The sequence below is a fragment of the uncultured Deefgea sp. genome (assembly GCF_947072475.1).
Classification (GTDB): domain Bacteria; phylum Pseudomonadota; class Gammaproteobacteria; order Burkholderiales; family Chitinibacteraceae; genus Deefgea.
Genome location: NZ_CAMTIA010000003.1, coordinates 74,853 through 96,731 on the forward strand (window position 1 = coordinate 74,853; position 21,879 = coordinate 96,731).

At 42.2% G+C, this 21,879-nt stretch carries 18 protein-coding genes and 1 pseudogene; 3 read left to right on the top strand and 16 right to left on the bottom strand.

Going from position 1 to position 21,879, the window contains the following annotated elements; translation table 11 throughout:
• Nucleotides 1-18: 18 nt before the first annotated feature.
• Both Q0V82_RS02180 and Q0V82_RS02185 read right to left on the bottom strand, forming a co-directional pair.
• Complete coding sequence (locus Q0V82_RS02180; protein WP_297572260.1) at nt 19-921, bottom strand: response regulator; 903 nt, start codon at nt 919-921, stop codon at nt 19-21.
• Between the two features lie 15 nt (nt 922-936).
• Entirely contained in the window at nt 937-1,731 is a 795-nt protein-coding gene (locus Q0V82_RS02185) for a ParA family protein (protein ID WP_374758518.1), read from the bottom strand.
• 256 nt (nt 1,732-1,987) lie between these two features.
• Here Q0V82_RS02185 and htpG point away from each other — a divergent pair, with 256 nt between their 5' ends.
• The 3 genes and pseudogenes from htpG (at nt 1,988) to Q0V82_RS02200 (ending at nt 5,686) form a co-directional block, all read left to right on the top strand.
• On the top strand, nt 1,988-3,889 hold the full coding sequence (gene htpG / locus Q0V82_RS02190) for a molecular chaperone HtpG (protein WP_297572263.1): 1,902 nt from the start codon (nt 1,988-1,990) through the stop codon (nt 3,887-3,889).
• 757 nt (nt 3,890-4,646) lie between these two features.
• Nucleotides 4,647-4,739: pseudogene (locus Q0V82_RS16550) on the top strand (PEP-CTERM sorting domain-containing protein); the annotation flags it as partial.
• A gap of 440 nt (nt 4,740-5,179) precedes the next feature.
• Entirely contained in the window at nt 5,180-5,686 is a 507-nt protein-coding gene (locus Q0V82_RS02200; protein WP_297572265.1) for an FxDxF family PEP-CTERM protein, read from the top strand.
• A 60-nt stretch (nt 5,687-5,746) separates the two neighbouring features.
• Here Q0V82_RS02200 and Q0V82_RS02205 read toward each other — a convergent pair whose 3' ends face one another.
• From Q0V82_RS02205 to Q0V82_RS02270, 14 genes are all read right to left on the bottom strand, one after another.
• Nucleotides 5,747-6,889 carry a hypothetical protein gene (locus Q0V82_RS02205; protein ID WP_297572266.1) on the bottom strand — a complete coding sequence of 381 codons (1,143 nt, stop codon included), beginning with the start codon at nt 6,887-6,889 and terminating at the stop codon, nt 5,747-5,749.
• Between the two features lie 20 nt (nt 6,890-6,909).
• Nucleotides 6,910-7,308, bottom strand: coding sequence for a hypothetical protein (locus Q0V82_RS02210; RefSeq protein WP_297572267.1), 399 nt, complete (start codon nt 7,306-7,308; stop codon nt 6,910-6,912).
• 84 nt (nt 7,309-7,392) lie between these two features.
• On the bottom strand, nt 7,393-8,640 hold the full coding sequence (wecC, locus tag Q0V82_RS02215) for a UDP-N-acetyl-D-mannosamine dehydrogenase (protein ID WP_297572268.1): 1,248 nt from the start codon (nt 8,638-8,640) through the stop codon (nt 7,393-7,395).
• Entirely contained in the window at nt 8,633-9,766 is a 1,134-nt protein-coding gene (gene wecB, locus Q0V82_RS02220; RefSeq protein WP_374758517.1) for a non-hydrolyzing UDP-N-acetylglucosamine 2-epimerase, read from the bottom strand. Before wecB ends, wecC begins: the two co-directional genes overlap by 8 nt.
• The gene (locus Q0V82_RS02225; RefSeq protein ID WP_297572269.1) at nt 9,763-10,518 is read right to left on the bottom strand and encodes a WecB/TagA/CpsF family glycosyltransferase; all 756 of its coding nucleotides are present in this window, start codon (nt 10,516-10,518) and stop codon (nt 9,763-9,765) included. The genes wecB and Q0V82_RS02225 overlap by 4 nt, the downstream gene beginning before the upstream one ends.
• 16 nt (nt 10,519-10,534) lie before the next feature.
• Nucleotides 10,535-12,511, bottom strand: coding sequence for an alginate lyase family protein (locus tag Q0V82_RS02230; protein WP_297572270.1), 1,977 nt, complete (start codon nt 12,509-12,511; stop codon nt 10,535-10,537).
• Complete coding sequence (locus Q0V82_RS02235; protein WP_297572272.1) at nt 12,511-13,572, bottom strand: glycosyltransferase family 4 protein; 1,062 nt, start codon at nt 13,570-13,572, stop codon at nt 12,511-12,513. Before Q0V82_RS02235 ends, Q0V82_RS02230 begins: the two co-directional genes overlap by 1 nt.
• A 1-nt stretch (nt 13,573) precedes the next feature.
• Nucleotides 13,574-14,899 carry a phenylacetate--CoA ligase family protein gene (locus Q0V82_RS02240; protein WP_297572273.1) on the bottom strand — a complete coding sequence of 442 codons (1,326 nt, stop codon included), beginning with the start codon at nt 14,897-14,899 and terminating at the stop codon, nt 13,574-13,576.
• A 21-nt stretch (nt 14,900-14,920) separates the two neighbouring features.
• Nucleotides 14,921-15,490, bottom strand: a complete 570-nt coding sequence (locus tag Q0V82_RS02245; protein ID WP_297572274.1) for a serine acetyltransferase — start codon at nt 15,488-15,490, stop codon at nt 14,921-14,923.
• 20 nt (nt 15,491-15,510) lie between these two features.
• Complete coding sequence (locus Q0V82_RS02250) at nt 15,511-17,724, bottom strand: heparinase II/III family protein (RefSeq protein WP_297572275.1); 2,214 nt, start codon at nt 17,722-17,724, stop codon at nt 15,511-15,513.
• 235 nt (nt 17,725-17,959) lie between these two features.
• Nucleotides 17,960-18,382: a serine O-acetyltransferase gene (locus Q0V82_RS02255; RefSeq protein WP_297572276.1), complete on the bottom strand. Its 423-nt coding sequence runs from the start codon at nt 18,380-18,382 to the stop codon at nt 17,960-17,962.
• 10 nt (nt 18,383-18,392) lie between these two features.
• On the bottom strand, nt 18,393-19,586 hold the full coding sequence (locus tag Q0V82_RS02260; protein WP_297572277.1) for a glycosyltransferase: 1,194 nt from the start codon (nt 19,584-19,586) through the stop codon (nt 18,393-18,395).
• The gene (locus Q0V82_RS02265) at nt 19,577-20,899 is read right to left on the bottom strand and encodes a flippase (RefSeq protein ID WP_297572278.1); all 1,323 of its coding nucleotides are present in this window, start codon (nt 20,897-20,899) and stop codon (nt 19,577-19,579) included. Before Q0V82_RS02265 ends, Q0V82_RS02260 begins: the two co-directional genes overlap by 10 nt.
• Nucleotides 20,893-21,876: a glycosyltransferase gene (locus tag Q0V82_RS02270; protein ID WP_297572280.1), complete on the bottom strand. Its 984-nt coding sequence runs from the start codon at nt 21,874-21,876 to the stop codon at nt 20,893-20,895. Before Q0V82_RS02270 ends, Q0V82_RS02265 begins: the two co-directional genes overlap by 7 nt.
• Between the last annotated feature and the right edge of the window lie 3 nt (nt 21,877-21,879).

Sequence of the window (21,879 nt, forward strand, 5' to 3'; positions counted from 1 at the left end):
GTATTCTCTTATCGGCTGTTATTTCTTTAATACGTGAACCAATACCTCGTTACCTTTACCTTGGTATTCTAAACGATCAAACGACATCATTCTGGCCATTGAAATCCCTCGGCCATGCGGATCAAAAGCGCGCTCAGGCGAAAACTCTAAAAAGGGTTGCCAATCAAAGCCCTGCCCTTCATCCAGAATATAAATCTGAATCTCATCGGCCAAAGAACTAAATCGAACAATCACTTTACGCTGCGCATATTCTGGGCTAGCCAATCGATCCTCGACTTCATCTTGCCAGCGGCCCACTTGCAATAAGCGTGATTTATCGGCGTAGCTAATGCCCAAATTGCCATGCTCGATGGCATTGACTAGCAACTCAGACAAACCCATCGCCACCCGCTGAGGCTCTGGGCAAGCGCGTGACAGCATTAATGTCAATTGCCTGGCCTCATCTAAAGTCCGAAAATGAAATTCGCCGTTCACCAGTAAACGATAGGATTCGGCGTGCTCAGTAATCTGATCTTCTAGCTGCTTGCGCTCTTTATGAAAGCCCACTGCAGCCGCCACAATCGCCAACAACATTTCACGCTGAAACGGCTTAATCAAATAGTAATAAGCCCCAGCCGCAAGACCTTCACGCACATTTTCTGCCGCGCCGACTGCGGTTTGCATAATGACCGGAATATGCAAGAAATCAGGATGTTGCTTAAGCTTGGCCAAGACCTGCATGCCATCCATGCGTGGCATCATTCGATCGAGCAAGATGGTCGAAAAACCTTCCTGATCGTGCTGCAGGATTTCCCAAGCCGCCTCGCCATCTTCAGCGGTCACCGTTTCATAGCCGGCGTCGGCCAAATGCTCGGAGAGAATTTCTAAATTAAACGGTTCATCGTCAACAATCAGGATTCGATTGAGCGGTTTCGCTGGCATATTCACCTCAACTATTTAATGCTGACTGATCGCAACGGGCGATAACTCAGATAACTCAGCATACAACTGGCAAAATTCCTGTGTCAGTTTATGTTTGGCATCCAGAGCCATCAAGGGCATCGCTTGATCATGCGACTCACGAATTTTGACTGAACTAGATAGTTTTGATTGCAAAACAGGTAGGCCTTGTTCTATCAGGTCCTGCACCAAACGCTGCGGCAAGCTAGCACGCGACTGATATTGATTAACAATAATGCCCTCAATTTTCAGCTCGCTATTATGGTCTTGCCGAATTTCCTCAACCCTAGCCAGTAAGCCTAATAAGGCATCGCGAGAGAATGTATCACAGTCAAACGGAATCAAGCAGCCAGAGGCGGCGATCAAGGCCGAAAGTGTGAAAAAGTTAAGTGCTGGCGTCGTATCAATATAAACCTCATCATATTGCCCGGCCAATTCAGTCAAGGTTTCGCGTAATTTATATATTTTATAACGCGCTTCCAGCTTGGTTTGCTGCTCCGCAATGCACGGGTGCGACGGCATAATGAATAGGTTGTTAAACGGTGTCGGGTGAATAAATTGGGCGGGGCCCTTGGCATATAAAGAGAAGTTCAGCACTTGATCAAAAAAATCCCCCAGATGAGGTTCAATCTGATTCGCGGCAGATCCGAGTAAGTAATGACTGCTATTACCTTGCGGATCTAAATCAATAATCAATACCCGACGACCTTGCGCGGCGGCCACCGCAGCCAGATTCACCGTAATCGTCGATTTGCCAACCCCACCTTTTTGATTAAAGACGACCCGTCGTATCATCGCAGCACCCTCGCCAATTGATCTGATCACACTATAACACTGCACTTCATGTCAGCTTTAAAATGCCTTGTTGCACCGCACAAGCTGCGTCATTTATGACAAGAATATACTTTATTGTGAGTTTTAACTGTCATGCTCTCTGCTGGTATTTGTAAGTCATGGAGAATTAAGCGCCAAACTGACTTGAAGCAAGCTGCGATGCCCCCATTTGTAAAGCATCCATGTTGTTCAACCCACAGGAAGCAATAAGACTATGTCTAAAGAAACATTAGGCTTTCAAGCCGAAGTCAAACAACTCTTGCAACTGATGATTCATTCTTTGTATTCCAACAAAGAAATATTCTTACGCGAACTGGTGTCCAATGCCTCTGATGCATGCGACAAATTGCGTTTTGAAGCCATCAATAATGACAGCCTGTTTGGCAATGATCCCGAACTCAAAATCCACGTGAGCTTTGATACCGATGCCAAAACCATCACCATCAGCGACAGCGGCATCGGGATGAGCCGTGATGAAGTGATCCAAAATATTGGTACCATCGCTCGCTCTGGCACCAAAGAATTCTTTAGCCAACTCTCTGGCGACGCACAAAAAGACGCGCATTTAATCGGTCAATTTGGTGTGGGTTTTTATTCGGCCTTTATCATTGCCGATCAAGTCACCCTCACCACCCGCCGTGCAGGCGAAGCAAGCGCCACGCAATGGGAATCCAAAGGCGATGGCGAATTCACGCTAGAAACCGTTGAAAAAGCCAGCCGTGGCACGACCATCGTGCTACACCTCAAAGAAGGCGAAGAAGAGTTTCTCAACGATTGGCGTTTACGCAGCATCATCCGCAAATATTCAGACCACATCACTTTGCCGATCATGATGCCAGCGCAAGCGGGCTACAACGAAGACGGTTCAATTAAACCGGCGGAAGGCGAAGAAACCGTCAATCAAGCCAATGCTTTATGGACGCGTAGCAAATCCGACATCACCCCTGAGCAATACATCGAATTTTATAAACACGTTGCGCACGACTACGAAGAACCGCTCGCTTGGAGCCATGCCAAAGTCGAAGGCCGCCAAGAATACACCGAGCTACTGTACGTGCCCAAACGAGCCCCATTTGATCTCTACGACCGCGAACGTCGCCATGGGGTGAAGCTGTATGTGCGCCGTGTATTTATCATGGAAGACAGCGAAAAATTGCTACCGCAATACCTGCGCTTTATCCGCGGTGTAATTGATTCGGCCGACTTGCCGCTTAACGTGTCGCGCGAAATCTTGCAACACAGCAAAGACATCGAACAAATCAAATCCGGCTGCGTTAAAAAGATTCTCGGTCTTTTAGAAAGCATGGCCAACTCGGACGATGGCGCAGAACAAGCCAAATACGCCGCATTTTGGACTGAGTTTGGCAAAGTGCTCAAAGAAGGCGTTGGTGAAGACCTTGGCAACAAAGAGCGCATCGCCGCGCTCTGCCGCTTTGCTTCCACCCTCAATGACAATGCCGAGCAAACCGTATCGCTCGCTGACTACATCGGCCGCATGAAAGAAGGCCAAGAGCAGATCTACTTCATCACCGCCGACTCGTATGCCGCAGCGAAAAACAGCCCGCATCTGGAAGTGTTCCGCAAAAAAGGCATTGAAGTCTTGCTCTTGTCGGATCGCGTAGATGAATGGGCATTTAGCGGCTTAACCGAATTTGAAGGTAAAAAACTCCAGTCGGTCGCCAAAGGCGAGCTCGATTTAGAGCAATTTACCGACGAAGCCGAAAAGCAAGAGCAAGAAGCTGCTGCCACCGAGCTGAAAGACGTCATTGAGCAAATGAAAGCCGTGCTTGGCGATGCGGTCAAAGATATCCGCGTTACCCATCGCTTGACCGACAGCCCAGCTTGCTTAGTGGTTGAAAATCAAGATATGAGCGCGAACTTGGAGCGTTTACTCAAATCAGCTGGGCAAGATGTGAAAGGCAGCAAGCCTATTTTAGAGGTCAACCCAACGCATCCATTGGTCAACAAGCTCAAATCGGAAGCGGCCAGCGCGCAATTTGGCGATTGGACTCAGCTGATTTTTGACCAAGCTTTATTGGCCGAAGGTGGTCAGCTCGAAGACCCAGCTTCATTCGTCAAACGCTTGAATGGCTTGATGCTGGCCATGCAAAACTAAATGCGTTGACTTGAAGTTAACCAGCACCACCCTAAAAAAAACCGGCGAAATTCGCCGGTTTTTTTGTTATTACATCGACCCAAAACTAAAATCATTTCACAAAAAATAATTACAAAAAAATTACAGTTAATTTCACGTTAATTTCATTTCAATTGAAAACAACTAGCCTCATTACTTTGACTTTACGGTAATATGCGATTAGCATTTCATTTCAAGTAAATATTGTTAATAATCAATTAGTTAGAATATTAACATGTACTAACTTTAAAACCCTCAATGAGATTTGAATATGAAATTAATCCATATCGCCGCCGCAATCATCATCGGTTCAGTCGTCAGCTTAAGCCAAGCCGCCACCCTCAATTTAACTCCTGAGGAAAAAACCGTTAGTTCGCAACTAGTGACGTTATTTAGCGCCACTCAAGATGCGAGCAACGTCACCAGCTATGGCTTTTTTAATATCGGACGCACTGGAGACTATCAGCTGACGTTTAAAATTGACGCAGCACCCAATTCAGGCAACCTCATCAGTGCGCTGTCATTTATCACCCAAGTCAATTGGACCGGCACACACCCAAATTACACTTCTGCACCGCATATCCTTTCAACATTTCAAGACGCCATGGTGGGTACGTCCTCTTGGGCGCGCACCTATACCTTTAGTGCGATTCAAGATGCCAAATTTGCTTACAACACACAATTTACATTCGCTAACCCTGGCTTTAAGGGCGGTACGTTTACTGCAACAGTAACACCTGTAACACCCGTGCCTGAACCAGAAACGTATGCCTTAATGGGTTTGGGCTTGCTCGGGCTACTCGCAGCACGCCGTCGTAAACAAGCGCAATAATTAGCAGTACGACTCAACACAGCGCTAGCAATACGCTAGCGCTGTTTTTTATGGCGCAAACGATAGCCGCAAAATATCTGCCGCAATCAATCCAATGTTGCAAAAAGTAATTAAGAAACCCCCTCAGCTGAAAATAATTGCTCACGAATAAGGGATTAAAACTGGTAGGCGCTGGCTTGCCAGCGAATGCAATACTTTGCTAGCTGAGCAAATACTACGCAGAGTCAAAAGTGTTTCTCTTAAGCACTTAACTCATTAAAACGCACTGCTCATTCAATTGCAGAAAGTAATAAAAATGAAATCAATTGTGCCAAAAATACAGATATAAAAACAAATTCACCAACTATTGAACTTAATGCTATGAGCTAAAGGCATCACCAGTTAGAATGCCAACTATTAACATACCTTCAATTTAAGTAATCTATTATATAGGTATATATATGAAGCAGATTAACCACTTTGTATGTGCTGCAATCATTGGCCTGGCTGCGTTATCTAGCCAAGCAGCGGTAACAAAAGTGACATTAAATCAGGGCAGTGAATTTAGTGCTGAGCAAAAAATCACCAAAGCCTCGGGTGATGAATGGATCTATAACTCAATTAGCTTTAAAGTCACCGATCAATCGCCAATTTTGTTTAGCTTTTTTACTGAACAAAAAGCCAATAATGTTGGCAAAGGCAAATTTGACTGGTTGTCGGTAAAACTACTGGAAGGCAGTAAAGTAATCAGCACTCAATTCTTTGGTCCAACAGGGCAATTTTTATTTAGCAATACATTTGCTGCCAATAAAAACTATAAATTCCAATTTAATGGTATTAGCACCAACTACGTCGGTAACTTAAACTACACCGTTGCTGCCGTACCAGAACCAGCCACCTATGCCTTAATGGGATTAGGGCTGATTGGTCTACTCACGGCGCGTCGCCGTAGAATCAAAACTGCATAATTTAAATTGTAAATCCCTGTTCAAATTGAGCAGGGCTTTTTTCATCACTCAGCAACAGCATCAATCGAAAATCACCAAATTGATTTTACCTGCTTGCGTGCGCTCTAGCTTTTCCTTTACGACAATTTCAACATCAAACCACTCAGCCCAAAGTGCTTTCTGCCTGTTCATAATGAATTCGATTGCGCCATCAATATGTACATCCATTTTTAATACAACATACAGTATAATGCAGCCCGATTTGGGTTGCTTAATCTGAATTTGGCTAATATATTGCCAAGGAACATCGTCAACAATAAGACTTGGTATTTTTGATCCGTCTTTAGCTATTAAATAATGCTGTTGTCTACCATCTATATGTATTTTATTGTCTGATGTTATTTTTACATAATCCTGAGTTTGATAACGAATTAAGGGCATAGCCTCATTCCACAATGATGTACCAATAATTTGAGTGCCTAACTCATCATCAATAAATTCATTCACGCTATACAACTCATCAAATGTATAACTCATACCCTCATTTTCTTCATACGTTGAAAATGCCAAATTAGTTCGTTCTGACAAGCCATAATTTGCAGATATTTCTCCGATAAAAACATCTTTCATCATCTTCAATTGAGAATTGAACACCGGCTCTGATGCCAACAAAACAGCTTTGACTTTAATTTTTACGTTAATTGAATCGAGTAAACAGGCAAGTTGATATATACAACTTGGATAACCATGAATAAAGTCAGGTTTAAACTTTAAAATACTCATGGCAATCTCATCTATATTATTTTCAGAAATATGCGTTGGTGATAGCATTAAGCGACTGCCTTGCCTGAACGTTGGTCTTTGACTGCTTGCTCTTAAAGCATCTTGACCAATACGAATGGTCCTAGACGACTCGACATTAAACCCAAACTTACCCCAGTGGTGCGAAAAGAAAGCTTTTTCAATGTCCGCCGCTTTTTTATTGCGATAAACTTCAACACCAAACCCAGACGAACCACTTGACGATGATTTAGATAGAAATGATTTTCTATATTGTCTATTCAAAAAATCATTTTTATGCGTAATCAAATCACTTTTAGAAATAATTGGAAATGATTTTAGCATCACAAAAGGATCGTTGTGTTCAATATCCGCCAACGAAATAGCGACATTATTTTTGTAGAAATTAACATCTCTTAAACAAACTAACAAAACATGCTTCAACTGAGCCTCTACCACGGCGCTTATCTGAATTTTATTATGACTTCAACACCAAACCCAGACGAACCACTTGACGATGATTTAGATAGAAATGATTTTCTATATTGTCTATTCAAAAAATCATTTTTATGCGTAATCAAATCACTTTTAGAAATAATTGGAAATGATTTTAGCATCACAAAAGGATCGTTGTGTTCAATATCCGCCAACGAAATAGCGACATTATTTTTGTAGAAATTAACATCTCTTAAACAAACTAACAAAACATGCTTCAACTGAGCCTCTACCACGGCGCTTATCTGAATTTTATTATGACTGGCCAAAATAGACTTAATCGAAAAATATTCTTTTGCATAAAGTAGGCGTTCTGGAATATAGCACCGAACTTCGTTATAAATACTTTTAAACACTTTGACCGACATGTCATGTCTCGCAAACTTGTCTCGTTATGTATTTATTTACTATAGAGCAATCCAACTGAAAATCAGCTGGATTGCTTGTATCAATTATTTATTCGACCAAAATCCACGGGTATCAATCACGACGCAACGTTGTAATTTCTCGGCACGAATGCGGCCAAAATGCTTATGATCGACCAACAGAATAATAATATCGGCTTGATCAATTGCAGTTTGTGTATCGACCAATTCAACCTTGCCTTGTAATTTTTTCGGCAAGGTATCAACGTGTGGCTCAACCGCCAAAATACGACCTACGCCTTTTGCTGCTAATTCAGCCACAATGCCTACCGAAGGGCTTTCACGTAGATCGTCAATATTGGCTTTAAACGCCAAGCCCAAGCACGCAATCACGGGCGCTTTAAACTTGCTCGCCGCCTCTACTACCTGTGTCACCACATAATGCGGTTTAAAATCATTCACTTCGCGTGCCGTGCGAATAATACGTGCTTCTTCTGGTGCTGAATCCACAATAAACCAAGGATCAACGGCGATGCAATGGCCACCAACGCCTGGTCCCGGTTGCAAGATGTTCACACGTGGATGACGGTTAGCTAGCTTAATCAATTCCCAAGGATTAATCGCCAATTTATCGCAAATAATTGACAGCTCATTCGCAAATGCAATATTGACATCGCGGAATGCGTTTTCAGTTAGCTTCGCCATTTCTGCGGTACGGCAATCGGTCAGTAAGCATTCGCCTTTCACAAAAATATGGTATAAATCGGCCGCCATTTCTGCGGCACGCTGGGTCATACCACCCACAATACGATCATTCTCAACCAGCTCACGCAGCACATGGCCTGGCAAAACACGTTCTGGGCAATACGTCACTTGCACATCCGCTTCTTCGCCAGCTTGTTGCGGAAAGCTTAAATCTGGGCGTGCTTGGGCCAACCAGCCGGCCAGCTTCTCGGTAGTGCCAACGGGCGACGTCGACTCCAGAATCACCAAATTGCCCTTTTTTAAGAAAGGTGCAATGGCTTTACCAGCAGCCTCGATGTAGCTCAAATCAGGCTTAGTACCTTCGGTAAAAGGCGTAGGCACCGCAATCATAAAGGCATCAGCTTCTGATGGCGTAGTTTGCGCGACCAACAAGCCTTCATTCACCACGTGATGTACCAAACCATCTAAATCGGGCTCAACAATATGAATTTTCCCACGATTGATGGTATCAACCGCGTGTTGATTCACATCGACACCAATTACTTTAACGCCACGGCTGGCAATCACCGTCGCCGTCGGCAAGCCGATATAACCCAAGCCTATCATTGAAACAGTTTGATACTTAGCCATGCTTAAAACTCCCAGTTGCAAGAATATCGTTAATTCGTTTTGCTGCTAAACCATCACCATATGGATTATGTGCGCGTGACATTTGCTCATACGCGGCAGGATTGTCGAGTAACTCGGTCGCCTCTTTCACAATCAGCGCTTGATTAGTGCCGACCAATTTCACCGTACCGGCATCGACCGCCTCTGGGCGCTCGGTGGTATCGCGCATGACTAATACTGGTTTACCGAGAGATGGCGCTTCTTCTTGTACCCCACCACTATCGGTCAAAATTAAGTAAGCACGCGTCATCAAATACACAAACGGTAAGTAATCTTGCGGCTCAATTAAATGCACATTACTCAAGCCTGATAAAATACGACGCACCGGCTCTTGTACATTTGGGTTTAAATGCATCGGATAAAGAATCTCTACATCCGAGCGTTGCGCCAACTCGGCCAGTGCCGCGCAAATATTCTCAAACCCTTGACCAAAATTCTCACGGCGATGACCTGTCACCAAGATCAGGCGTTTGGTCGCATCCAAGAATGGGAATTGAGCGGCTAATTCAGCATTTAATTCGCTATCGTTTTTAATCCGCGCCGCCACATCCAGCAAAGCATCAATCACCGTATTGCCCGTTACATGCACATGAGCGGGATTGACCGCTTCGCGCAGTAGATTATTTTGCGACGTTTCAGTCGGTGAAAAATGCACCGCACTAATCGCCCCCGCAATTTTGCGATTCATTTCCTCTGGCCAAGGCGAGTAAATGTTGCCAGTACGTAGGCCAGCTTCTACATGACCAACAGGTATACGCTGATAGAACGCAGCCAGACTAGCCGCCATCGTGGTACTGGTATCGCCATGCACCAAGACAATGTCCGGCTGCCACTCAGCAAACACTCCGCGCATCCCTAATAGAACCCGACTTGTAATGTCAGTAAGATCTTGGCCTTGCTGCATTAAATCCAAATCAAAGTCAGGCTTAATTGCAAACAGCGCCAGTACTTGATCCAGCATTTGCCGATGTTGTGCAGTCACGCACACCTTGGCATCAAAACGCGCATCGGCCTGCAAAGCAGCCACCACGGGCGCCATCTTGATCGCCTCGGGGCGAGTGCCAAATACCACTAGAACTTTCATCATGATTTACCCATCGCTTTTGCAAAAACAGCCTTGCCCAATAAGACAAAGAAATACATATCTTCAATAAAATAACGTTTAAACATCCGGCGTGGTTCTTGCAAAAAGCGATAAAACCATTCGAATCCCGTTTTTTGCATCCAAACCGGCGCACGCTGAGTTTTACCCACCATCACATCAAACGTACCGCCCACGCCCATTGCAAACGGCACTTTCATTTGCGATTGATACTTACCTAAAAATTGCTCTTTCTTTGGCGAGCTAATCGCCACAAACAGCAAATCAGTTTTACTTAGGGTAATGGCATCCACAACAGATTGCTCCTCGCCTGCAGACCAATACCCATTGCGATAGCCAGCAATCTGTAGGTTCGGGTACTGCGCGGTAAATTTATCCACTACGCCCTTCACCACTTCTTCTTTGGCACCCAAAAAATAAACCCGCCAGCCCTGCTCAGCCGAGTAGCGCATTAGCTCAACAAACAAATCAACGCCAGCCACCCGCTCTTTTAAAGGAATGCCCAATAATTTAGACGCCCAAACCACTGGCATACCATCGGCATTAATTAATGCACAATCATTAATAATTTGGCGTAATTCTGGATCTTTATCAGCCTTTACAACTTTATCTGCATTAATGACGACATGCTGATTCGGCATTCCTGATTCAATTAGCTCACCAATTCGTACTAATGTTTCTTGCATATTTAAGTTATCAACATAACAACCTAAAATTTCTAAACGAGCATTATTCATATAATAATTAACCAATTTATAAAAATTCAATTTTAAATTCGGTAATCCAAATTGATTTACCTACATGGTTTGCAATACGACAATCTAAACGAGTTGCAGGTTGCTTTTCGCCATAACGCTCAGAAACCCATCCCGCAATTGGACTCAATGCACCACATTGAGAAATCAAAGAAAAATCAGCACCAGATACCGTGGCCACAATCTTAAATTTTGGTGAACAAATCACCCATCCCGCATCAGCGCAAACCACTTCAAGATCTGCTGCATGCTGCCAATGGATAGCAATCGAACAAGGCAAAGCGGCATCAATTTCATCAAACACCCGCACAATCCGCTCCGCGTGTGAATATTCAACACGTCGCTTATGAGCCACTTTGCTATCTAATCGCTGATAACCATCGTGAGAGGCGCACCAAGTCGTCAAGCCATCCCCAGAAGTAAAATCATGCAGTAGCGATTTGGCCTGCTTCACCCACATAAATTTACCGCCACTGACGGACTGATCTTGCCCATTAATGCAGACCGTATTGTGGGCAGCAGTGCCACGAAAATAATCACGCCACCCGCCTTCAGCGTGATAACTATACGTACCTGAATCAACCAGTACCGGCATGCCGCCAACAGAAAGTAATATAGCTAAGGCATCAGCATGACCGTGAGCCGCTATACCCAGATAGCCTAATGGGCCCGAATCCAGTATTAGCTTAATCTCTGATGGCATACCCCAGTCAGAGCCAATCACGGCATACCCGCCCTCAGGAAACAGCCTCGGCGCGACGAGAACGCCAGTACTACGTTTAGATTTTGATAAAGGAAAAGACAACCACCATTTTGCCGCAGCTGAATGACACCCTAATGTCTGCCACTGCTCGCATCCAAAAACTTCGCCACAAACTTGCAATAAATGATCAAACGGTGATGTCGCTGAATCGCGAGCTAACTGAGTGACATAGCCATCATCTGCATCACCAATACCAGGGACATTGCCAGCCACATCTCGAACAGCGGCAACCCACTCGCCCATTGCATACAAGCGCTCCCAATAGTCCGCAGAGAATGCATACGGCGTACTCTCAACACAGCGCCCAGCCCAGAACAAAAATTCAAACACAAATTGCTGGTAAGACATGGCCTGTTCGCGATTGACACCATCAGCACCGTTTTGCAACAGTGCTTGTTTTAGCAAGTTTTCCTTGGCGAAATCTCGCCATTCGCTGCATTCAGTCCAAAAAAGCCAAGTCATGCAAGCCACCAGCAAGCCAGACAACTCACCAATTAAATGATTATTGGCAGAAGAATGTTTAGATAAATGATGCCGAATAAAAAATAAGGACTGATATATATGCGCCAACCAATCCGATTTGAGTTTTTGACCGACTTCACCCGCCCACAAAGCAGAATCATCTTGCCCGACTAATTGCCAAATAATCGACCAATTAATCAAGCGAATTGCAGTTTCAAGGCTACTCGACCAATGTGGCCCATTCGGATAGGGCGCATCTTTCAACCACGAAGCGAAGCAATCTTGCAGTGCCGATATGTAGCGTAAATCTTGTGTTAAAGCCCAAGCCTGCGCCAAAGTCACTAATTCAAGATGACGGGCTGGCTCCCATAGATATTTGATATCACCAACGACGTTACGTTGACTAATCGGTAAGCGCAAACCGAAGCTTAATGGGGCACGAATGCCCGTTAAAGGATCAACTTGCCAATCCGGTGGCATGCCCAGTGGCAATCTTTGACCAAAGACATCCCAACTCCCAGCCAACAATTGCTCTGCAGAATTTAAAATTGCCGCACATTCATCAGCACTCAGATGCTCAGGTTTTTGAATCCAAGGTGTAGTCGCCACAATCCGTTCGGGCGTTTTTGAAGACGCTAATAGACATCCCTTTTCTTGCAATACTTTACGTGAATGCTCAGCAACACGATGCGCAACCTCTGGCAAACTCATACAGCGCAAACGATTAATATACCAATCTAAAGTAGCCATCACTTCACTTCCAACAAGCGGTTGTAAAGTTGTGTCAATTCATTGGCAACGACTTCAACATCAAATTTTTCCGCCACGGTTTGCTGCAATTTGCGTGCAATGTCCTCACGCAAATCATCGTCGCTCAATAAATGATTAATTTTGTTTGCCAAATCAAGCACATCGCCTGGCTGCACAATGCAATCGGTAACGCAGCAAGCAAGTGCCTCGGGAATACCGCCCACATCACTAGCAATCACCGGCAAGCCATGCACCATCGCCTCTAAAATAGACATAGGCAAACCTTCGTTATACGAAGGTAGTAGTAATAAGGTCGCCGAATTGAGTAGCCGCTCTTTATCCTCACCCACCACCCAACCTAAGAACTCTACGTGCGCTTCGACTTTTAATTCAACTGCCAATTGGCGAGCCGCTTCAATTTCACCGGTGCCACCAATCTTTAATTGAACAGCAGGATTTAATTTAATTACATCAGGCATGGCACGAATCAAATCAAATGTACCTTTTCTATCACCGACATGCCCGAGAAACAATAAAATATTTCGCTCACGAACAGCAGAAGATACGGCTGGACTAGCTATCGGATTATAAATAGTAATCACATTCGCTGCATTACAAATACCGCGTAACTGCTCATTCCATTTATTCGACAAAGCAATAACATAATCCGCCTTAGATAAAACATAGAGAACCATTTTCTTCTGAAAATAATTACTTTTTTCACGAAAGAAAAGTTCAAACTCAGCGCCATGCACATGAACGATAGTACTTATATTAAATACTCTAGCAACAACAAAGAATAGATACTTCCTCATAAAGCTGCCATAAGATGCCGTTTGTAAATGCAAAACACTTACTTTACCCAGGCAACAATAAAAAATGAATTGCATAAATCCACAGCAAAAAATCGCTACTTTCCTTAAGGCACTACCACCATTATGTGAAGAAATAAACAGAATATTATTTTTCTCAAATAATCCTGCATTTTGATAAGTACGCACCACAGAAGCAATTCCACCCTGCCCTTGTGGATCAGTACCAACCATAATTATTTTTTTCATATTAATTCTTCATCTCGTTCACAACCCATCTAAACTTGCCAGACAGTGTATTTGGTAAATCGTCTCTTAGAATAATATTAATTTTAATGCTAGCATCAACTAATTCGGCGACATTGCGTATAAGCAATTGCCCATCTGCATCCGAATATCGATGATCTGGAACAATCCTGACTTCCCAAACATCAGGTGTTATTTGAGCCACCTGTGATTTCACAATATTTTGAACGCCTTTAAACGCAAAAGTTAAAACCGATGGACTAATTGGCTCGCCACTGCCACCAAATATCTGATCTTCATATTTTCCGACAATAGGCTCAACCACGGGAAAAACACTCGCACATTGACAGGCTATTTTTTTCCATCTAGTTCTATCGGATAATTTATAACGAATCAAAGGCATTGCCTTATTATGAAAAGTAGTACCAACTACATAACCATAATCATCTGTTGCAATGCCATTATCATCGACAATTTCAACCAAAGAGTATTCGTTATTAACATGCATTTCACCATGTTCACATTCAGTTACAAAAGCAACACGCTCGGCCATACCGTACATATCATAAATTTTACCCTGCAAGCGTGATTCAATAAGTGCTCGTTGATGTGAATACAATGGCTCCGAACTGGTAAATATGATTGGAATAGATAAATATTGATTTTTCTCTTCCAAATATTTGGCCAAAGTAAATGCAGTAGAAGGATAAGCCTGCAACATTTGAGGGGAAAAACCCCTTAACTCATTTATAATTGCATCTATACATGCAGCAACCAAATGACGTGAAGAAATTAACAGCTGATTATTATATCGATTAAAAAACCAAAACGGAGGGGTGCTACTATTTAATTCAACAATATGATCACCGCGTAACGAAGCACATTTCTGCCCAAGAACAAAACCACATTCTTGCCAATGGCGTTTTACAAAGTAATTCTCAATGACTACAGAATATAAATCACGAAATATCACAAGTGGCGATCCAGTTGTACCACTGGACTTCCCTACCGAATACCATCGTTTCGGCTTAGCCTGATAGGGATAATACATAGTCGGTTTTTCTAGTAGATCCGCCTTGGTGACGATTTGAAATTTACTAATTAAATCCGCCAAAGAACGGTGATTACTCTCTTGTAAATCAATCTGAGTATAAGCAGGTAAGGCTTCAACAGCACGAACTAGACTTTTATTCAACATTTTAAATTGATAATCAAACGAGCTTTGTCCAGTAGGCTGCGACCCCAGAACCTTACGCAAAACAAAATCTGCAATAAAACCATCTCGAATAAGGTATCGAAAAAAATACTTTAATTCTTTTTTTACGTGCATAAAAATCACTTATTAAATTGACTATGAATTGAGTTGATTAATCTTATTCTGATCAGACTCTTTAACCCAATGGCCATCATCAAAAAAAACCCAATGCCCATGTCGGCTATAAAATCGATTATCTAAAGTCTTTGATCTTATGATGACTTTCTGCTCACCAGACACAACAACTGAGTTATCTGGGACATCTTTATGTACAACTGTATTGGCTCCAATACGAACATTATTACCAATAATTACTTTCCCCACGATTTTGGCACCCGCACCAATATAGCAGTTATCGCCAATTATAGGCGCCCCTCTTCCATTCGAATCTAATAGGGTATTAGAACCAATTGTAACTTGCTGGAAAATCACGCAATTTTTACCGATGACTGCTGCGCCAGATACAAAAATACTTTTCATGCCATGAGGAAAGCACGGTTCACTTAAAAAAGTGGAATCGAAAGCAATCGAAGAAGCATTCTCGTATTGATACCATGCATGCAACCCTTTATAAATTTTTCTTATTAATTTACCATCTGAATATTGACATCTATTCTTAATTTTCCATGCACCACCTAATAATTCAACAATAACTCTAGCCAGCATAAAACACCTTAAACATAAAATTAAAAATCAATTGATTCATCTCCAATTTGCAATTTTGATTGCTTAAAATCAAATTCATAGTCCGGATTTTTCAAGCAATTTAAATTAATGATATGCACAAATTGTTGTTCAAACATTAAACTCGAAGCCACCCGCAGATGCCAAACAGGGGGAATTGACTTCATTTCAGGCAGAACATCGTAGCCACTTGTTTGAACAGCATTAATCAATTCTGGCCAAACCGTATTAATACAAATCGGTTTTCCTTTATTTGGCAAAACGTATTGCTTTGGTAGCGAAAGATCAAATGCCTCATTCGCATGCAGATTCCATTCAAATTGTCGCGCCACGGGGGATTTCAGCTTATCCCAAACCACAATCAAATTCTTATCTCGCAAGAACCAAACACGGCGCACAGCTTGGCTTAATTGCCCACCATAAGCTTGCGTTGCATCCCCTTCAACCATATCGCTAATTGCCGACAATTGCTGCTGAGTAATTTTTCCTTTTGCCAATGTACTCGCATTAGTATCATGGGTAATTTGCCCTTGGCCACCATCAAACGTGATCCCATTATGGGCCTTAGTATGTCGATACCATTGATGCCAATGCGCAGATCCATACCAATCATAAATTCCACTATCCACTAAAATTGGCCGGCCTTGATCCACTAAAGTAAACGTATTTTGATCGCCATGGCTGTGATTAAAGCTGCCATAAGGGCTAGATTTAAAATACAGCGAAGTCCTGCTGCGATCGGCCAATTCACTGTGCATTGCAGCCCAACCTATCGTTGGTAAATACAGCGAATTCACATCGGGCGCAGTATTAGCCAAGCCATCGATTGGCAAAGGCATTGGTGCCGAAAGTAAAGTACTGGCCAATTCATCGCCCACTAAATTTCGATAATACCAAGCAGCTAATGGCGAATTAAATCGACTTGCATAGGCTTTTAATAATCGATTAACTGGCTTAGTCTCAGCGGCATCGCCAAACTGATGGCTAGGTGTACCGGGCGGAACAAAATAGGCAAAGAAATCCAACATCCCTTTTGACCAAGGTTTGTGATAAAAACTCACCCCAGTCGCGATAGACATCGGATCCCACAGCTGTAAATACACATCTGCCGAATACTCACCGTAAGCAGTACCGCCCGCATATCCGCCGTCTTCACCACCAAGTGGGTTGATATATTGCGCATAGCCTCGAAAGGTGTCGCGAAACCAAATATCCGCCTCAGGCACATCGCCGACCAACAGTGCAGCAATCGCGGCCACATAGCCATACTGCGTCGAGCCGTGCGAATCAAAAGGCCGCTGATCTAAGCGCCAATAGTTATTGGCTAAATCTCGATACATATCCCAGGTTCGGGACTTGGCATTATTCAGCCAAGCAGTACGGGTAATCGAAGGCAAATCAAGTGCCAATAAATCATTCGCCTGCACCAACCCCCAAGCAATGACACGAGTTGCTTGATCTTGATTTTTAAAGTGAGTTGCGCCGTTTAAATCCAGCTTAATCAATCCATTGCCACGCAGAATTGCCTCAGAGAAATAACGCGGGTCACGAGTAATTTGCCAAAGTAAAGCACTACTGCGTAACTGCCTCGACTCAGCCTCTGCTCGCTGACGGATCTTAGTTACAGACGCGACCCAAGCCGCTTGATCAACACTTGCAGCGACCAGTGGAATATCTGCATCAGTTAAAACCGCTTGCTGCATATAGCCGTCGACATCATTACGCAGGCTGAGCACTGCATTGGCCCGAGATGAATTAATTTGCTGCCGCCAAGCTTCGATCCCTGCAGCACTAATAGGCAGAGACTTAGGTCTAGATTTGGCTTTTAAACGGCTTAATAACACATTGTTTTCTGGGACAAGAAAAACATCCGCATTGGCCGTGATGCTAAATTTGCGCCAATCACTCCAAGCTGCGCCCGCCGTCGTCGTTCGTACTCGCCAAGAATACGTATCCGCAGCAAATATTTGGCTCGGCAGCAGCCAGTTTCGCCCCACCGTATAGTTAGAGCTTTTGCCTTGACTACTCAATATTTGAACTTCATACCCAGATGGAATTCGTGCCGGTTGCGGCCAACGAAATTGCGGCGGATTTTGTTTAATTTCAGCCTGCTGGCTAGGAAATGCTTTTACAGTGAGGGGATCAGGAGTGTCGATCCAATCTGCAAAGGAATAACTCGCAATTAAAGAAAAAAATACTCCATAAAATAAGCGCATAAATATTCCTGTGTTTAATACTGGTCTAGCGGTGCCCGATTATAAACATCAGGAATACAACTTGATTTAGCAATAACACCTTAATTACTAAATTCTATGGAAAACCCAGATAAATAAAATAAAGCACAACCAACAATACGGCCACCCGATCTAATTCAAACACCACCAAAATCAACAACATGGCCAGCCTAAAATTTACAAATGCAAATTTCATACCGAATTTTAAAAAAATCAGCTAGCAATCATTTTTAATTCTAATTACTTTAGCTGGAATACCAACCACAACAGCATAATCAGGAACATCATTAACAACGACTGCATTTGCACCAATATCAACATGATGCCCCACTTTAATAGGTCCAAGAATTTTTGCGCCAGTGCCAATGACCGTATGATTACCTATTACTGGAACAGAATAAATTTTGCTTCGACCGCCAATTGTAACGTTCGTACCAATAACAACGCCATCACCAATTACTACTCTAGGATGAACTACAATACCTAGCCCGTGATAACCAAAAATTACATTTTTTCCAACTTTAGTTGATGCTGGCAGCACAACGGAGAAAAAAATTCTATTAAAATAATAGATAATCTTAGGTAAAAAAGGTATATGATTCCTGCTTAAAAAATTTGCAATCCTGAATAGCTTCAACATAAATACACCATTAAATTAATTCATGATATTTTAAAAAAACACTTTCCGACAAGACGGTGTAATTACGGTTATGTAAAACATAATTTTTAGCTTTGACTGACATCACCTCACGCTCATGAGGCTGATGCCATAAATCAACAATCGCCGTCACAAATGAATTTACATTCATTTCGACACACAAACCTGCTTCACTTTCATCTAAAACCAATTTCTGATCTGGAATATCGTTACCAATACAAGGAATACCGCAAGCAAGATACTCTACAGCCTTGGTCGGCGAGGAAACATCAAACAAAGCCCCCCTAGGTATTGGAGACAAACCAATGTGTGAATTAGCAACCAAGGATATACCCTCGCTTTGAGGCAACCATCCAGTGAGCTCTATAGAACCAGCTAGCCCCCTAGCATCTATCTCTGATCGAAACCAAGACTGCTCACCAGCTGTCAGAGCATCACCCACAATAATGAGCTGTGCATCTGGTATATGCTGAAGCACTCCCTTTAACACATCCAATATGAAGTCCGATTGTCGTGCCTTAGCCACAGTACCTAAATAACAAAGCTTGAGTGGCCAATCCTCTTTGTCATTAACATTTAGGCGTGTAATTGAAAACATTTCTAAATCGACCCCCATAGGTACAGGCATCATTTTCGTTTCAGATATACCTAGCAAAGAAAATTCTTCTTTCATTGCACTACTCTGTACAAATATATAATCGCAACAAAAAGGCATGATTCTATAAAAAATAACCTTAGAGAAACAGTAACGAATATTTAAAATAAATTTCCTTAAAAATTGACCTTGGTTATAATCTAAAAAAACTTTACGATAACCCTCAACAATAGGAAATGATACCCAATACACCAAAGGCTTACGCCATACAAAACTCGATAGCCAAGCCGCAGGCAATAATCGAATCCGGTCGCGAACTTGAATAATATCGGCAGTGCGCCCGTACCATAAAAGGAAAAAAGATTCCAATAGCAAGCAATAAAACGTCTTAATTACGCCTTCACCATCGAGCGCAGAGATCGACATTTCACCAGCAGGCCAACTCTCGGCACTGACTGCCTTAACTTTTGAACGGCCAACTAAATGCGTTGAAATACCTTTCTTAAATAAATACTGACCAAACAGCATTTTGACATCAACCCTAAACGGCGGCAGCGCATCTCGCATTGCAAATAATATCTTCAACCCCATACTATTTTTTTTCCTCTAACAATTTGTAGCATCACTACAAATGCTTGCTTTTGCATATCGGCTAAGTCTTTGAATATAGGCAACATGCGATACAAAATAGTCTGCATTAAAATAAATGAACACAAAGTAGCAATGGCGGCCCCCACCCCTCCCCAAAGAGGAACAAAAAAATAATTAAGTACAAAATTAACTAACAATAAGAAAATAGATTTCCATATCATTTGTTTTTGCCGTTGCTGCGCTAGAAGATATTGCCCCGTTGGCGCATCAAAGAAAATAAGAATTGCAGTAAATACATGAACATACAATATTGGCAAAGCTTCAGCATATTGCGCGCCCAACAAAAATTGAATCGCGTACTGACCCAGTATTAAAACACCCGCAACCGGAATAAATGACAACAAGAAAAGATAAGCCATTATATTTGAAATATTACTTTTCAATGCCGTATCATTATCAACATTAAAGATATATTTTGGCGACAAAGAATTCATAATAATTGGTGCAAATGACCACCATATTTCAGAAAATCGTAAAGCCGCTGAATACATCCCCACCTGAGTAAAGTCAGTAAACCATCCCAACATGAGTTGATCTGTTCTAGCACTTAAGGAGCTAACTAAAGAAGCGAGTGCAATTGGAGCACCCTGCCTCAACATAAGAAAAACACTACTTAGCTTATATCGCCAAAGACTAACTTTACCACCATGCATTTTATATAAAATAAATAATGAAACGCAAATAAACACAGACTCAATAAAAATAGCGAAGCCAAACCAGAGCAATTCAAATGCACCAACAATCAACACAACCCTAAACAATGCGCCTAAAATTCTAATTATATTTTGAGCCATAACAGGCTTTGCAACATTCAGCTGACTTTGAAAATATAAAAATATTCCTGCTGGCATCTCAGCAAATGGGATTGCCAAACTCATAAATAGAACTAATTTAATAAGCAGCACATCATTGCCATGAGTAAGCACAATACCTAAAATTGCTAGACTACCTGCCAATATAGATCCCAACAATCTAATTGCAAAAGCAGAACCCATTAGCTCTCCCTCGCTCCCCTCCCCACGGACTAAATTTCTAATTACATTTTCACCGACACCAAACCAAGCAATTGCATTAAACAGAGATACCCAAGCCAATGCAAAAGTAAACACACCATATTGGTTTGGGCCTAAATATCGCGCAATCCATAGGCCAACAAATACCCCCAAAAACATCCGAATTAGCTTTTCGCTCACAAGCCATAGCATCGACTTGATACTAGCGGATTTCATTTTGTTTTTAATTTTACTCAGCATTGATGCACCAAGACTTTGAATACTAAACGAGTAAAATCAAGACCAACAAAGCGACCTGGATTATTATTTAAATATTTAAAAATAATTTTAAATCCAAGCAACGGAGCATGCTGTTCACAAACAGAAATCCAAATGCTGTTTAATACTCTATCTAAGGCAATCTGATCATAAATATGCAAATTTGAATTTACAGTCTTAATTTGATTAAGCCAGTCGCAGCAATTTTGCATAAGTTCTACTGACGGTGGTAAATTAAACCACTCTAAGTATCGATGAATAATTAGTTCATCTGGGGAGGCGTTGATATTCAGTGACCTTAGTTCATCAAGGGTAATTATATCTAGACAACGTGATAACTCATTTTTTTTCTTCTTAGATGTATTCGTTGAATGCACACGATAGAAAGTGAGTACTTCAGGAAGATTAACGAGTCGATTATTTTTGCTTAACTGAATATACAATGCATAATCTTCGGCATAAGGTATCGCCAAGTTGAATAAATTGCTTTTTAAAACATTCGCTCGAATCATAAATGAAGAGGTATTTATACAAATTTTAAATAGCAATAGTGCTTTTATTTCTTCTGCTTGCGTTGGATATCTCCATGGTTTTCCACGAATAGTCCCATTAGAATCAATCGACTGCACAAATGCCCCTACACCTGCTACGCTACGCTCAGTCTCTAAAAAATCAACTTGTTTCTCTAGCCTTTTTGGCAAAGCCATATCATCTGAATCTAAAAAGGCAATATAAAGACCATTTGAGTTGGCAATCGCATAGTTTCGTGTATAAATCAGCCCTTTATTTTCAGGGTTAATATGAAGTTTTACTCGATCATCGGTATAACGCCGCACTATTTCTAATGTAGCATCGCTAGAACCATCATCAACAATTATCAATTCGAAATTGCGATAAGTTTGATTTAATACACTATCTATCGCTGCCTCAATATATTTTGCGGCATTAAATGCGGGCATAAT